Consider the following 14,248-nt stretch of genomic DNA (forward strand, 5'->3'; position numbering starts at 1 on the left):
GCACCGTCTGGCGGCCGGCCACCGTCGGCGACGACGCGGGCACGTCGCAGGCGGCGACGAATACCCATCCCGGGAAGTACGGCGCGTTGTGGGCCTGGCTCCGTGCCCAGACCGCGGATCGTCCCCCCTGCACCTTCGCCGAGATCGAGGACATCATCGGCATGCCCTTGCCGCCGTCGTCCTGGTGCACCGGCGCGGCGGCCGCGCTAGGACTGCGCCGGTCCCGCGGGGCAGCGCGAGGCGGTGTGGTCGGCGAGCCGCTCGAGTTCGTGGGCGTCCCGGGGCTGCCCGCAGCTGCGGCAGATGTCCACCCGCGCCGGCGCCGGGCGCGGCGGCGCGTCGAGCGAACCGAGCTGCGCCGGCCCCATGACGCTCAACAGGAAACGGTAGAAGCGGCTGGGCCGGTCCCCCACGCCACTCGCCGTGCCCAGCCCGCCCACCGTGCCCGTCTCGTCCGCTCCGGCTGCGCTGCCGACGGTGGTGCTCCCCTGAACCTTCATCCGTCGCCCTCCCTCGTCGGCGCCGCGGGTGTCGCGTCGCGGGCCGAAGCTTGGCACCCAATTAGTTCGTGCGCATAAGAATCGTACGCGATCGCTTCGTCGGCGTGCCAGGTATCCTGGACCATGACGCACGCCACGAAGGGAGGGACCGGCCCGTGATCGAGGACGACGCAAGCATCGGCGAGGACCTCGGGGAGGACCCCCTCGCGCTGGACCGGCAGGTGTGCTTCGCCCTGTCCGTCGCGTCCCGGCTGGTGATCGGGGTGTACCGGCCGCTGCTGGAGCCCCTCGGTCTCACCCATCCCCAGTACCTGGTGATGCTGGCCCTCTGGGAACGCTCACCGCGCTCGGTGAAGGACCTCGGCGCCGCCCTGCTGCTGGACTCGGCCACGCTCTCGCCGCTGCTCAAGCGGCTGGAGTCGGCGGGCTACCTGTCCCGGCGCCGGGCCGCCACCGACGAGCGCCTGCTGACGCTCGAACTCACCCCGGCCGGCAGCGCGTTGCGGCAGGAGGCCCTGAAGATCCCCCACGCCGTCGTCGATCGGCTGGGTGTCGAGGTCGCCGATCTCCAGGAGCTGCACGGCGCGCTCACCCGGATCATCGAGGCCGCCCGCCAGGTACCGGCCCGCCGACCCTAGATCTTCGCGGCCGGGGTGAGGACGGCGGCGAGGAGGCCGGGGAAGCGTGCTTCCAGGTCCTCGTGGCGGATGGTGATGACGCGGCGGCGGCCCTCGACGGTGGTCGTGGTCAGGCCGGCATCGCGCAGCACGCGGTAGTGGTGGGAGACGGTCGGGGCGCCGACCTCGACCCCCTGGGCGATCACGGCGCAGTCGACCGGGCCGGTCCGGGAGTACATCGCCTGCATCAGCGCGAGCCGGACCGGGTCGGCCAGGGCGGCAAGGACCGTGATCAGGTTGATCGAGTCACGGCTTGGCTGAGGGAGCTGTCGAGACACCGCAGGCTGCCCGCTTCAGCCTCTCGGCCGACCAGTCGGCCGGTCACCCAGCCGGTCGGTTCGCCAGCCACCTCGCCGACCGCCCGACCGGTCGCTTCGCCGATCCCGATGCTTTGACACCCATCGAACGTACCCCTAGCCTCACCTTGTGACGGTTCGACAAGGATCGAATAAAGAGCCCGGGAGCGACGAGCCCGGGAACGACGAACCCGAGGACGACGAGCCCCGGAGCAAGGACGGACTGCGCGGCTGGCAGCTCGGGGTGCTGGCGGCCGGCACGTTCACGCTCGGCGTCGACGGGTTCGTGCTCGCCGGCCTGCTGCCCGCCATCGCCGACGACCTGTCCGTGCGCGTGTCCACCGCCGGCCAGCTCACCACGATCTTCTCCGTCACCTACGCGGTCGGCTCGCCGGTGCTCGCGGCCCTCACCGGCCGCTGGGACCGGCGCCTGCTGCTCGGCGGCGGGCTGGCGCTGTTTCTGCTCGGGATGGCCGGCCAGGCCCTGGCCCCCTCGTACGCCGTGATGGCCGCCGGGCGGGCCGCCGCGGCCCTCGGTGCCGCCGCGTTCCAGTCCAACGCCTACGTCATGGCCGGCATGCTCGCCGGCGGCGCACGGCGCGGGCGCGCGCTGGCCGCCGTCACCGCGGGGACCTCGCTCTCGACGGTGCTCGGGGTTCCCTTCGGCGTCCTGGCCGGGCAGTGGTTCGGCTGGCGAGCGGTGCTGTGGGTCATCACGGTGCTCGCGGCGCTCACCGCGCTCTGCGTGCCCCTGCTGCCCCGGGCCCACGTCCCGCCGACGAGCATGCGCGCCCGGCTGGGCGTGCTGACCCGGCCGCCGGTGCTCATGGTTCTGCTCGCGACGGTCGCGGTGGTCACGCCGCCGTTCCTGCTGATCTCGTACCTTCCGGTCGTCCTGGGCATGGACGGCACGGACGGCCGGCTCGTGGTGATCCTGCTCGCGTTCGGGCTGGGCAGCCTGACCGGCAACCGGCTGGTGGGACGCCTGGTCGACGGTCGCGGCGCGCTGGGAGTGCTGCTCGTCGCCGTCGCCGGGCTCGCCGCGTCGTTCGCCGTGCTGGTGCCGGCGCGCGAGGAGTACGCAGCGGCGCTGGTCGTCCTCGTCGCCGTCGGCGCCTTCCAGGGACTGTCGATCACACCGCAGCAGCACCGGCTCTTCGTCCTCGCCCCGGACGTCGCCACCGTCGCCCTCGGTCTCAACGGCTCGGCGATCTACCTCGGCAGCGCCCTCGGCGCCGCGCTCGGTGGCGTGACCCTCGACGCGGCCGGGGCGGCCACGATCCCGGCCACGGCCGCCGTGCTGGCCGCGGTAGCGCTCGCCCTCATCGCCACCACCGCCCCGGAACGACGGCGTCGATCCGCCGCCCCGCCCGTGGCCACACCCGCCATCGCCACCGACTCCCACAGCCGATCATGAATTCGCATCACGACCGCTGAACGACGTGCCGCGGAGTGGGTCCGGCCCCGCGGTAGTTCAGGGGGCGGTGGCGACGAAGTCGGCCGTCGTGACGGGGACGGTGGCCAGGGGGCCCGTGACGTCTCCGACCAGAACGGTCCAGCGCCTGCTGGTCCTGTCGATGCCGCCGGTGGGCGAGTTCTGCGGCGCCCACACGATGTCGCGCGGGCCGCAGGAGTAGTAGCCGACATAGTCCGGATGGTTCTGCGGGGATCCCCAGGCGCCGCCGTCGCGCAGCCGGCAGCGGTCCCCGTTGGCCAGATCCAGGCCGAGCGGGACGGGGTTCCTGGGCGGGGAGACCCGGGCGACGAGCGACTGGGCCGTGAGCGCGGCGAGCGTGGCCGAGTAGGGGTCGCGCAGGCAGAGCATCCGGCGGGCCTGGGGTGTCGGCCAGCAGGCATCGGCGCCGGCGGCGCTGGGCGAACAGTAGTAGATGTCGCCGCTGACGGCGGCGGGCGACGGGTCCGCCCGACTGGTGTCGCCGCAGTCGATCGGCGCGTCCGGATCATCATCGTGCCCGTCGACGGTCCAGCCCCTCGCCGGTTGTCCGCTGCGCCCGACCGGAGCCAGGTTGACCAGCCGCGTCACCGGGCCGCCGCGCGCGCCGGCCGCCCCCGAACTTCCCGCCCCGGCGCCTGTCCCCGCGGCCGAAGCCGTCCCCGCGGCCGGCGCCCTCGTCGCAGCCGGCACCCTCGTCGCGGCCGGGACCGTCGTCGCGGCCGGGACCGTCATGGCGGTGGAAACCATCGGCGGCGTCGTCGCAGCCGCCTGCCCGCCAGGCCGCCCCTCGCTGGCACAGCCTGCAAGCACCGTGACCGACGCTGTCACGAAGACGGCCGCCCACCGGCGCAGGCCTGTCTCTCGCCGACCCGTTCTGCCTGCCCACACGTCCGCCTCCCGGCCAGGTCCCGCCGAGTCGACACGTGACCCGACCCGCGGAATGTAAGCCGCCCGCGGCCCGCTACCGCGCGCCCTGTCCGACACCCGACGACCGCACGCCAGGTTCTTCTCCACGGGCTGGAGTTGCGGCGTCTCGGGCCGAGGGTCACCGTCCCCGCCTCTGGCAGCCGGCCCCCGGCTGCTCGAGATCGCGCCGACCGCACGCGCTGGTCCTGTCACAAACCCGTCAGCTTCCCGGCGGTCGAGGTCGAGCCGACGATAGTGGCCGCACTGCCATCCACGGCGGTGCGTGCACGAGTTCGAGGGGGACGCACAATGACGGTGGACGAGCCATCACCCGGCATGCCAAGGCGGACCCTTCTGGTGGCCGGACTGGGGTTGGCGGCCGTCACGGCAACGGCCGCGCTGTCCTCACCTGCCGAGGCGTCAGGGATATGGCACCCCGACTGGCGCTTCTGCAACAAGTGCTTCGGCCTGGTCCGGAACCTGCGGCAGGTCCACAACCGATGCCCCGCGGGCGGCCTTCACGTGATACAGGGCTGGACCTTCAGGATACCCTTCACCAACAGCACCGACCACCACGCCGGCGAGACGGCGTACCAGCAGAGCGACTGGCGGCAGTGCTCGTCCTGTGGCCTTCTCTACTACCACGACTTTCCAGGTGTCTGCGCCGGGCGCGGCAGCGGGCCGCACACCGGCGTCTACCCGCAGAACCTTCTCTGGCACGACCGGAACCCAGTTCCGCGGGACTTTCAGAGCGCATGGCGCTTCTGTTTCAAATGCAGCTCGCTCTATTTCGATGGATACCAGCCGAATCGCGGCGTCTGCCCAGGGAATCCGGGATGGGGACATGCCGCCGCCGGCTACCTGTTCCAGCTGGAGGTGTACTCGTACACCTGAGTACCTCTTCTTTCTGAGGTCTGCGGGCACCGGTGACGAGACGCAGGATCTCGCGGAGCGGTACCGGACCGCGATCCGGCCACTCCGGACGAGGCCCCGTCGTTCACTTCCTCGCGGTCAGGCGGCGAGCCGCAGGGGGAGCGTCTGCAGCCCGCGGATGATGCTCTGGTTTCGGTATGTCGGCGTACTCCCGATCAGAGCGAGCTCGCTGGTGCGCTCGAGAAGCAGACGGAAGATGATCTCCGCCTCCATCCGGGCCAGGGGGGCGCCGAGGCAGTAGTGGACACCCGTCCCGAACGCGAAGTGGCGCGCGGCCGGAGTGGATCCCGCGTAGCGGGCGACCAGGAAACGGTCCGGCTCGTCGAAGGCGTCCGGATCTCGGTTCGCCGAGCCGACGAGCAGCAGAGCGCCCTCACCGCGGCGGAACTGTCGTCCACCGACCTCGGTGTCGCGCAACGCCGTCCGCGGGATGAACTGCACCGGAGAGTCGTGCCGCAGCATCTCCTCGACCGCGGCGGGGATGAGGCCGGGGTCCGCGCGCAGAAGTGCCAGCTGGTCGGGGTGCTGCACGAGGGCGAGAACCCCGCCGCCGATGAGGTTGACCGTCGTCTCATGCCCGGCCACCAACAACACGGCGCAGAGCGCGAGGACCTCGCTTTCGGTCAGCGCATCCTCCCCGAGGTGGATCGCGACGAGCTGGCTGACGAGATCGGTGCCCGGCCTGACCCGGACGCGCGCGATGAGGTCCCGGAAATAGGCGTCCAGCTCCCGCGCCGCCCGGCGGCGCTCGGTGATTTCGTCGGGAGTCAGCAGAAAATCCGGGTCGATGCCGCGAATCAGCGTCTCCGACCACTCGCCGAATATTTTTTCGTCCGCGGCCGGAACGCCGAGCAGTCGGCATATCATGCGGGTCGGCACGGGCCGGGCCAGTGCCCTGATCGCGTCGATCTCACCAGCCTCCAGCGCCGCATCCAGCAGCCCGGCGACGAAGGAAGTGATGTCGGGGGCAAGCTCGACGAGAGTGCCGGGCGTGAACGTCCTGCTGACCAGTCGACGTAGCCGCGTGTGATCTGGCGGATCGGATCGCAGGAGCGACTCCAGCCCGTCGTCGGCGTCACCGTCGGGACGGAAGGGGCTGATGTTCTCCTTGTAGCCGTGCCCGAAGGCGGGGTCCTGGAGCACGGCGGCGGTGTCGCCGTGCCGGGTGACCAGGGTCACCCGGTGGCCCGCCAGGTCATGCCCGGCCAACGGGTCGGCCTCGCGGATGGCTCGGTAGGTGGAGTAGGGATCGACCTGGCGCGCGGCGTCGAAGGCCGCCAGCAGCGGCGAGCGCCGCTCGCTGGCAGAGCGTGAGGCCGGGACGGTGGCCATCTCGTCAACTCCCTGTCTACGCGTGCGTGGCGTCACCGACGCAGTCCGATCCTGCGGTACGAATGGTGACGGCGGGCACCGGTGCCCTCCCCCGCCGGGTCGTTGACACCTGCAGATCTTCAAGAGATTCCCTGCCGACAGATTTCGTCACGATTGTGGCTATGACCGGCCGGTCATGTCCAATAGGCACTCCGAATCGGCCGATCGGTTTCGGCACGGGATTTTGATGGTGCGTCCTTCGTCCGCTCGCATGTTTCGCGACAGGGCCGAGCGTGATCGTGGGGATCTGCGTTGTTCGGCACCACGAGCTGCGTGTGCAACGCTGGGCGGACCTCGTCGATCCCGGGCGGATGAGGCGTGGCCACGCGACAGGCGGTGCGGCGCCGACGTGCCAGCGATCGAGCGGCTCCCGGGAGACTACTGGCCGCGTCGGTGAATCTCGCGAAGCGGGTCGCGCCCGAGATCGCGGTGTCAGTAGGCGAGGAAGAGGATCTCCTCTCGGCTGTATTCGTGGCTGGGATGCTGCTCGGCAAGATGTTCCTGGGTCTTGCGGACCAGGTCGTCCTCGTCGACGCCCTCGATGTGCTCACCACAGGGGCAGTTGAGCCTCTTCACCGCGACTCGTCTCCTCTCTCACCTGGCGGTCGTGCGGCCGCCCCTCCAGTATGTGCACGCCGCAGGCGCCAGCGAGACCGTCTTCCCATTCCGCCGGGCCGCGCCGGAGTGAACATGGCGTCGAACGGCGAGCGGAGCCGCCCAAGGAGCAGCGGTTCTCCTCGACGGGGGCGTGGTCCTGCCCGAGGGCACGACCTGCTCACCAGTCCCGTAGGGCGAGACAGCGCTGGCCCTCGTACGTGTCCATCATCAGGGCCTGATACTCGGCGAATGGTCCAAGCCCGACGGCGGCTCGTCGTTCGTCAAGGCGGTCCAGATCAGCGATCGGTTGGGGCTGCAGCCCGCCATCACCGTCGGGTCCGTACCAGAACTGGGTGCCGTAGAGCTGGGGTTCGCCGCGGGCACGCCGGACCCGGTCGGTGAGACACCCCAGGTCGGCCGAGGACGCCTCGCCGGCGTCGACAGCCGCGACCAGCAGGGTGAGGCAGTCGGCCTGGAAAGCGTGGTCGTGATCGGCATGTTGGGCCAGCAACCAGGCGTCGTGCGCGCCTTTCTCACCGACCAGGGATCGGCCCGGCCAGCCATGCTCGGCGACAACGCGACGCAGCCACGCGGTGTTGTCCTCGTCGACCGCGCCACACTCCGCCGGTTCTTCCTCGCTGATGCGGTCGCTGCGGCGAGCCGTCCACGCCCTGCGCATCGCCTGGTCCGCGTCGACCCGCCGCGCCAACTCGGCCCGCAACCCTTCGTCCACACGGCCAGTGTGCAACGGCCTCCCGCGAATCGGACGCGTCTCCTCCGCTCACGCCCAACCCAGTGCGGCCGGGCATCGTCGGCAACCGCGACCACATGATCGTTATCCTGGCGGACGGACCAGCGCGCCCCGTCAGCGGCCCCGGCGGGTGTTGAGCCGGGCGGCCTGGCGCGTCAGGTGGTCGCGCTCCGCGATGGTGGAGGCCGCGTGGGCCGCCTCGGCGTACAGACGTGCCGCCGTCGCCAGGTCGCCGTCGCGTTCGTGGAGGTACGCCGCCACCGCGGCGTGGCGGGGCAGTGCGTCGTCCAGCGCGGCCAGCGCCGCCAGGCCGGCGCGTGGCCCGTCCGCCTCGCAGACGGCCACCGCGCGGTTGAGCCGGACGACCGGGCTGTCGGTCAGGCGGGCGAGCTCGTCGTACCACTCGACGATCTGCACCCAGTCGGTCTCCGCGGCGGTGGGCGCGTCCGCGTGCAGTGCCGCGATGGCGGCCTGAGCCTGGAACTCGCCCAGCCGGTCGCGGGCGAGGGCGGCCTGCAGGATCGCGACGCCCTCGGCGATCAACGCGGTGTCCCACCGGCCGCGATCCTGCTCGGCGAGGGGCACCAGGCTGCCGTCGGGCGCGGTCCGGACCGCGCGCCGGGCGTGGTGGAGCAGCATGAGGGCGAGCAGGCCCGCCACCTCCGGATGGTCGATCGCGGCCGCGAGCTGCCGAGTGAGCCGGACGGCCTCGACGGCGAGGTCGACGTCGCCGGAGTAGCCCTCGTTGAAGACCAGGTAGAGGACGCGCAGCACGGTGGCGACGTCGCCGGGCCGGTCGAGGCGCACACCGGACACGGTGCGCTTGGCCCGGCTGATGCGCTGCGCCATGGTCGCCTCGGGGACCAGGTAGGCCCGGGCGATCTGGCGCGTGGTCAGTCCCCCGACGGCGCGCAGCGTGAGCGCGACGGCGGACGACGGCGTCAGCGACGGATGGGCACACAGGAAGTAGAGCTGGAGCGTGTCGTCGACCGCGGACGCGGGTCCGGGCGCCGGCTCGTCGTCGACGAGGCCCTCCCGACGGCGGCGCGCGACGTCCGCGCGGGTCGCGTCGAGGAACCGGCGCCAGGCGACGGTGACCAGCCAGCCCTTCGGGTCCCGCGGCGGGTCGGCCGGCCAGACGCGGACCGCCTCGACCAGCGCGTCCTGCACGGCGTCCTCGGCCGCCGCGAAGTCCGCTCCGCGGCGGACGAGGATCCCGAGCACGCCCGGCGTGAGGCTGCGAAGCAGGACCTCGTCCACCCGCGGAGGTCCGTTCACTTGAAATGGCACTCTGTGACGGTGTGCGTCGCGGACAGGAACGGGCGCAGCTCGAGCCACTCGTGGATCGGCCTCCCGCCCGCCCCGGGGGCGGCCGACAGCTCCCCGGCCAGCTCCACGGCGCGCTCGTAGCTGTCGACGTCGATCACCATCCAGCCGGCGACGAGGTCCTTGGTCTCGGCGAACGGGCCGTCGGTGACCGGCGGGCGGCCCTCGCCGTCGTACCGGACGAACGTCCCCGTGGGGGCGAGCGCCAGGCTGTCGACGAACTCGCCGGTCCCCTCGAGCCGGGCCGCGAAATCGTTCATGTACTGCACGTGGGCCGAGACCTCCTCGGGCGTCCACTGCTCCATGGGCACGTCGTTGACCGCGGCCGGGGCGCCGCGGTAGTGCTTGAGCAGCAGGTACTTGGCCATCGTGGTTCTCCTCGGTGCTGGTGCGACCCTCTCGTCGCGTTCTCCCCCGGGACGGAGTCAACCACCGGTTCTCGACATCGCCGCCGCATCTTCTTGGCGCTCTCGGGGGCGAGTCCGGGTGAGCCGTCGCGCGGTGTCCGGATCTGCGGCGTCGGGCGGGGGGCGAGACCATCCCGCGGCGTGCGGCGTGCGGCGAGCGGCGAGCGGCGACCGGGATCGGGATCGGGATCGGCTCGGTCGCGCCGGGGACAGCCCGCCGCACGGGCAAATGCGGGGAATCTCCGCTGCACGGGACCGTCGTCGACGAGGGCCAGGGCGGCGCACAGGTGAGCCAGGAACCGATTGTCTCAGCGGAACATCCGCGATGGCGCCGGGATTGAACGCGACATGACTGTGTCTTCGAGTGATACGGCGCCGCCGAATCGTGCGGCATCTTCAGGTGTTACGGCAACTTCGGGTGTTGCGGCGTCCGCGGGTGTTGCGGTGGCGCCGTCCCCGTTGAGTAGCGAGCGCCTGCTGGACGGGACGGACGCCGCGCCGCTGTTCACGCCGTTCTCCCTGGCCGGCGTCGAGCTGGCCAACCGGTTCGTGATGGCGCCGATGACCCGCAGGTTCTCCCCGGGCGGCGTGCCGGGCGAGGACGTGGCCGGCTACTACGCGCGGCGGGCCGCGCACGTGGGCCTGATCGTGACCGAGGGCACCTACGTGGATCATCCCTCCGCCGGGAGCAGCGACCGGGTGCCCCGGTTCTACGGCGACCAGGCGCTCGCCGGCTGGCGCCGGGTCGTCGACGCCGTGCACGCGGTGGGCGGGCGGATCGTCCCGCAGCTGTGGCATCTCGGCGCCGGCCGCGAGGCGGGTGCTCCGCCGCATCCGGAGGCGGCGGTGTTCTCCCCGTCGGGCCGGCGGGGCGACGGGACGGTGGTCGGCGACGAGGCCAGCACCGCGGAGATCGACGAGGTGATCGCCTCCTTCGCACGCGCCGCGGCCGACGCGCGCCGCGCCGGATTCGACGGCGTCGAGCTGCACGGGGCGCACGGCTACCTGCTGGACCAGTTCTTCTGGCTGCGGACCAACCGGCGCGCCGACGGCTACGGCGGCAGCCTGGCCAACCGGGCCCGGCTCGGGGCCGAGGTCGTCGCCGCGGTCCGTGACGAGGTGGGCCCGGACCTCCCGGTGATCTACCGGTTCTCCCAGTGGAAGGGCGGCGACTACGACGCCCGTATCGCCGAGAACCCCGAGGAGCTCGAGACGCTGCTCACCCCGCTCGTGGACGCCGGCGTCACCGTGCTGCACGCCTCCACCCGCCGCTACTGGCAGCCGGCGTTCGACGGCTCCCCGCGGACCCTGGCCGGCTGGGCCAGGAACATCACCGGCCTGCCCACCATCGCGATCGGCTCGGTCGGCGTGCCGACGGCCTTCCGCGGCGACGACGAGAGCCCGGCGGCGACGCTGAGCCTCGCCCCGCTGCTGGAGCTGTTCGAGCGCGGCGAGTTCGACCTGGTCGGCCTCGGCCGCGCCCTGCTCTCCGAACCCGCCTGGGCCACCAAGCTGCGCGATCGCCGCCTGGCCGAGATCCGCACCTACGACAGCGCCGACGACTCCCGCCTGACCTGACCACCGGCAGCCGGGGCCGCCGGCCGCCGGCGGCGACCTGACGTCCGGCTGCCGGGACGTCCGGCCGCCGCCACCGTCGACCTCGCGGCCCTCGGGCGAACTCCCGATCGCCCGAGGGCCGACGGGATCTGTCGTGACCCGGACCAGGAAAGTGTTGCACATTCATGGCCGAGAAATGTCCGTGGCCCCGGCGAGGATTGCGGTTTCCGGGCGCCAGAAGTAATGTTCGCATGCGCCATGACGGTTCGTACGCGGGAGGTACGCCGTACGGCATTTCCCGCCCGATCGGCGCACCGGCCCGCGCCGCGCCCCCTTCCGGATCGCGGTCCTCTTCGGCAGGAATTGCCACGCACCCCGAGGGAGTCACGGTGACCGCTATCCGTACCGCGCCCCACGACATCCGCCCGGCCAGCCCCGTCCTCGGCGCCGAGGTCGTCGGCGTCGATCTGGCCGGTGGCGTCGACGACGCCACCGCCGAAGCCCTGCGCGAGGCGTTCTGGCAGCACAAGGTCCTCGTCTTCCGCGACCAGCACCTCTCGCCCGACGCGCACGTGCAGGCAGTACGGATCTTCGACGAGCCCTTCGACCACCCGAAGTGGCTGTACCGCCACGAGGACAACCGGCTGGTGTACGACTTCCAGCTGGAGAAGGCCGGGGGCGCCTCGACCTGGCACGTCGGCGGCACCTGGCGGACCCCGCCGTTCCATCTGGAGTCGCTGACCTACCAGGTGGTCCCGGACATCGGCGGGCGCACGCTGTGGGCCGATCTGCAGGCGGCCTATGACGGCCTGTCCGAGCCGTTCCAGCACCTGCTGGAATCCGTGAGCGCCGTGTACAACGCCGATCCGGGCGACGGGACCTACAACCGGCCGCCGGTGACCGAGACCGTCGAGCACCCGGTCGTGCGCACCCACCGCCACACCGGTCGCAAGGGACTCTTCCTCAGCTCGTCGGCGCTGCGGCTGACCGGCGTCGGCCCGGCCGAGGGCGCGGCCCTGCTGCCGTTCCTGCTGGCGCACGCCTCCTCGCCCAACTACACCGTCAGCTTCGGCTGGAAGCCCGGGGACTTCGTGACCTGGGACAACCTGGCCACCTGGCACTTCGCGGTCAACGACTACGACGGCCCGCGCGTCTACCGCAAGGTCATCGGCGGCTGACCCACGGCCACGGCGGGTTCGCCCCCCCAGCTTCGATCGCCGCCCCGCCGGCTCCGACAGTCGAGGAAACCCTGCTATATGGGGCGGGACCGCGTCTCTACCGTCGGTCTCCGTTTGCCCGAAGGCCGCGCCGAGCTTCTTCATCGCCGACGGTGATCCGACGTGCGACAGCACCGACTGGGCGACGATCCGCGGAAACTGGGTGTTCGGCCTGGCCAGCGTGACCGCGAGCGTCCGGGCGTCGACCACCGAGGTCGACGCGATCCGCCGGGCGTAGCCGGCAGCGGCCGAGCCTCTGGCCGGGTCGGCGTCCACCTGCCAGTTGTACTGGACGGCCGCGGCGTCGAAGGGCGTGCCGTCCGAGAACGTCACCCCGTCGCGCAACGTCAACGTCCCGTGCACGTTGTCGTTGGTCGTCAGTGACTTCGCAATACGATTGCGCAGTCCGCCCGACGTGTCGAAGGCGATGAGCGCGTCGTCGATGGCGAACCGCTCGTCGGTGCCGCTCTGCGGGCCGGCGTCCGCGACCGTGCGGTACGGGGACAGATCCTTGATGGCGGCATCGGTGCCCGACCACACCCAGGTCAGGGTCCCGCCGTGCGTGGGCGCACCGTTGGTTCCCCCGGTGCCCGTGCCCGTGGTGGACGACGATGCGCCGCCCGCGCCCGCCAGGAGGACGGCTGCAACACGCACAGCCGACGCCGCGGGTGTCGGCGCGTCGCTACCCCGCCTGCGACTCGAAGAGTGATTGCCTGACTTCAATGCGTATTCGATGGCGTGGCGAGGGTCGGCCACCGTCCGGGAGGCGTCGATGGGTGCGGTGCGGGCGATCAGGGTCGCGGCGGCAGCGACGGTGATGGCGGCGGCGACAGTGACCGGCGCCGTCCTGTCGTCCGGAGTGGCGGTGGCTGCCGCACCCGCTGCCGGGCCCGTACGGCCGGTCGATCTGGGCGCCCTGCCGGGCATCACCCACAACGGCGCCACCTCGATCAACAACCGCGGTGACGTCGTCGGCTCCGGCTACAGCAGTCCGTACGACAGCCACGGATTCCGCTGGTCGCGGGGGGTCCTCACCGCCCTGCCCGACACCGCGCGAGCACCCCTCCTGATCAACGACGCCGGGCAGATCGCCGGTGTCCTGCCGGGTCGCTTCACCTCGTCCGGCTTCGTGATCCGTCCCGACGGCGCCGTGGTCGATCCCGGGTTCACCCCGGTTGACCAGAACGAGCGCGGCCAGGTGGTCGGGACGGGTCCGGCCGGCGGGGGGACGCACGCGATGAGCTGGCGCGACGGCCGGACCGTCGATCTCGGCGCGCCCGCGGGCTACACCAGCCAGGCCATCGCGGTGAGCGACAACGGGTGGATTTTGGGTGAGCTGCAGCGCAAGGACCACCCCGACGACCAGTTCGCCCGCTGGTTGCGCGGCCGCTGGGTGCCGCTGCCCGGCCCGCACGGCCGCGCCGTCGACATCAACGACCGCGGGGACGTCGTCGGCTGGGCCACGACCCCGGCGGGCATCACCCACGCCACGCTGTGGCAGCGCGACCGCGCCATCGACCTGGGCCCCGAGGACGCGGCCCTCAGCCAGGCACTGGCCGTCAACAACGGCGGCCAGATCGTCGGCTCCACGTTCGATCCGGACACCGACGCCGGGCACGTCCTGCTCTGGGACCATGGCCGCCAGAGCGACCTGGGCACGTTCGGCGGCTCCTTCGCCCGGCCGCTCGCCCTCAACGACCGGGGCGACGTCGTCGTGCAGACCAGCACCGGAGCCTTCCGCTGGCGCCACGGCCGGACCGTGCGCCTCGACGGCTCCGCCGAACCGGCGGCGATCAACAACCTCGGTCAGGTCGTGGGCTCCGTGCTCCGGCCCGACGGCACGAGCCACGCCGCCCTGTGGAACTGACCGACCGGCGATCCGTAGGCAATCCGTTCGGGGAAGTACGCGTTCCGCCAGGTGGTCCGAATCAGTTGGGTTGCGTGCCGTCCGTCCAATTCTTCCAATAATCTCCAGCCATCTCCCTCGGGGTTCACCGAGAATCACGGAGATCGCAGGGAGATCACACGCAAATCACCGTGTACTTGCCGCTCGAATTTTCCAACCATTTTTGCCGCGAACACGCCGACCACAATCCTTCCGGTCAGCACCACGCGCCGCTAGCCTTTTCACTGCAAGGAGATGGTCAACAATCTCGATGACGGGAGAACCATGGGAAGACCGCTGAAGGGGAAAGCTGCCGCCGCCGGCCTGTCCGCCGTGGCGGCGGTCTGCATGACGGTGGGGCCGCTGGCT

14 protein-coding genes and 1 pseudogene are annotated in these 14,248 nt (G+C 71.8%); 6 read left to right on the top strand and 9 right to left on the bottom strand.

From position 1 onward, the window contains the following. Positions 1-206 precede the first annotated feature (206 nt). A complete protein-coding gene (locus FRAAL_RS18360) occupies positions 207-500 on the bottom strand; it encodes a hypothetical protein (RefSeq protein ID WP_231861073.1) in 294 nt (97 codons plus the stop codon). A 155-nt stretch (positions 501-655) separates the two neighbouring features. Between FRAAL_RS18360 and FRAAL_RS18365 the strand changes: the two genes are divergently transcribed. Beyond that, a complete protein-coding gene (locus tag FRAAL_RS18365; protein WP_011605326.1) occupies positions 656-1,138 on the top strand; it encodes a MarR family winged helix-turn-helix transcriptional regulator in 483 nt (160 codons plus the stop codon). Here the strand turns inward: FRAAL_RS18365 and FRAAL_RS18370 are convergent. After that, the gene (locus FRAAL_RS18370) at positions 1,135-1,455 is read right to left on the bottom strand and encodes an ArsR/SmtB family transcription factor (protein WP_011605327.1); all 321 of its coding nucleotides are present in this window, start codon (positions 1,453-1,455) and stop codon (positions 1,135-1,137) included. The two genes, FRAAL_RS18365 and FRAAL_RS18370, sit on opposite strands and share 4 nt — an antisense overlap. 148 nt (positions 1,456-1,603) lie before the next feature. On the opposite strand from FRAAL_RS18370, the gene FRAAL_RS18375 reads away from it, so the two are divergent. Then, positions 1,604-2,890, top strand: a complete 1,287-nt coding sequence (locus FRAAL_RS18375; protein ID WP_011605329.1) for an MFS transporter — start codon at positions 1,604-1,606, stop codon at positions 2,888-2,890. Between the two features lie 57 nt (positions 2,891-2,947). Here FRAAL_RS18375 and FRAAL_RS18380 read toward each other — a convergent pair whose 3' ends face one another. After that, positions 2,948-3,661, bottom strand: coding sequence for a hypothetical protein (locus FRAAL_RS18380; protein WP_231861074.1), 714 nt, complete (start codon positions 3,659-3,661; stop codon positions 2,948-2,950). Positions 3,662-4,144: 483 nt separating this feature from the next. On the opposite strand from FRAAL_RS18380, the gene FRAAL_RS18385 reads away from it, so the two are divergent. Next, a complete protein-coding gene (locus FRAAL_RS18385; protein ID WP_173402694.1) occupies positions 4,145-4,729 on the top strand; it encodes a hypothetical protein in 585 nt (194 codons plus the stop codon). A gap of 117 nt (positions 4,730-4,846) precedes the next feature. Here FRAAL_RS18385 and FRAAL_RS18390 read toward each other — a convergent pair whose 3' ends face one another. From FRAAL_RS18390 to FRAAL_RS18405, 5 genes are all read right to left on the bottom strand, one after another. Further along, on the bottom strand, positions 4,847-6,100 hold the full coding sequence (locus FRAAL_RS18390) for a cytochrome P450 (protein ID WP_011605333.1): 1,254 nt from the start codon (positions 6,098-6,100) through the stop codon (positions 4,847-4,849). Between the two features lie 471 nt (positions 6,101-6,571). Beyond that, the gene (locus FRAAL_RS30980) at positions 6,572-6,715 is read right to left on the bottom strand and encodes a DUF1059 domain-containing protein (RefSeq protein ID WP_011605334.1); all 144 of its coding nucleotides are present in this window, start codon (positions 6,713-6,715) and stop codon (positions 6,572-6,574) included. Positions 6,716-6,914: 199 nt separating this feature from the next. Then, positions 6,915-7,469 (bottom strand): DUF6624 domain-containing protein, encoded by a 555-nt coding sequence (locus tag FRAAL_RS18395; RefSeq protein WP_050997173.1) that lies wholly within the window; start codon positions 7,467-7,469, stop codon positions 6,915-6,917. 132 nt (positions 7,470-7,601) lie between these two features. Beyond that, positions 7,602-8,747 carry an RNA polymerase sigma factor gene (locus FRAAL_RS18400; protein WP_041940717.1) on the bottom strand — a complete coding sequence of 382 codons (1,146 nt, stop codon included), beginning with the start codon at positions 8,745-8,747 and terminating at the stop codon, positions 7,602-7,604. 14 nt (positions 8,748-8,761) lie between these two features. Next, the gene (locus tag FRAAL_RS18405) at positions 8,762-9,181 is read right to left on the bottom strand and encodes a YciI family protein (protein ID WP_011605337.1); all 420 of its coding nucleotides are present in this window, start codon (positions 9,179-9,181) and stop codon (positions 8,762-8,764) included. Between the two features lie 498 nt (positions 9,182-9,679). Between FRAAL_RS18405 and FRAAL_RS18410 the strand changes: the two genes are divergently transcribed. Beyond that, positions 9,680-10,798, top strand: a complete 1,119-nt coding sequence (locus FRAAL_RS18410) for an NADH:flavin oxidoreductase (protein WP_011605338.1) — start codon at positions 9,680-9,682, stop codon at positions 10,796-10,798. A gap of 368 nt (positions 10,799-11,166) precedes the next feature. Further along, on the top strand, positions 11,167-11,955 hold the full coding sequence (locus tag FRAAL_RS18415) for a TauD/TfdA dioxygenase family protein (protein ID WP_011605340.1): 789 nt from the start codon (positions 11,167-11,169) through the stop codon (positions 11,953-11,955). Between the two features lie 171 nt (positions 11,956-12,126). Here the strand turns inward: FRAAL_RS18415 and FRAAL_RS36160 are convergent. Continuing rightward, positions 12,127-12,750: pseudogene (locus FRAAL_RS36160) on the bottom strand (ABC transporter substrate-binding protein); the annotation flags it as partial. Between the two features lie 16 nt (positions 12,751-12,766). Here FRAAL_RS36160 and FRAAL_RS18425 point away from each other — a divergent pair. Then, a complete protein-coding gene (locus FRAAL_RS18425) occupies positions 12,767-13,861 on the top strand; it encodes an HAF repeat-containing protein (protein ID WP_055751714.1) in 1,095 nt (364 codons plus the stop codon). Positions 13,862-14,248 lie beyond the last annotated feature (387 nt).

Source organism: Frankia alni ACN14a (assembly GCF_000058485.1).
In the GTDB taxonomy this organism is placed as follows: Bacteria; Actinomycetota; Actinomycetes; order Frankiales; family Frankiaceae; genus Frankia; species Frankia alni.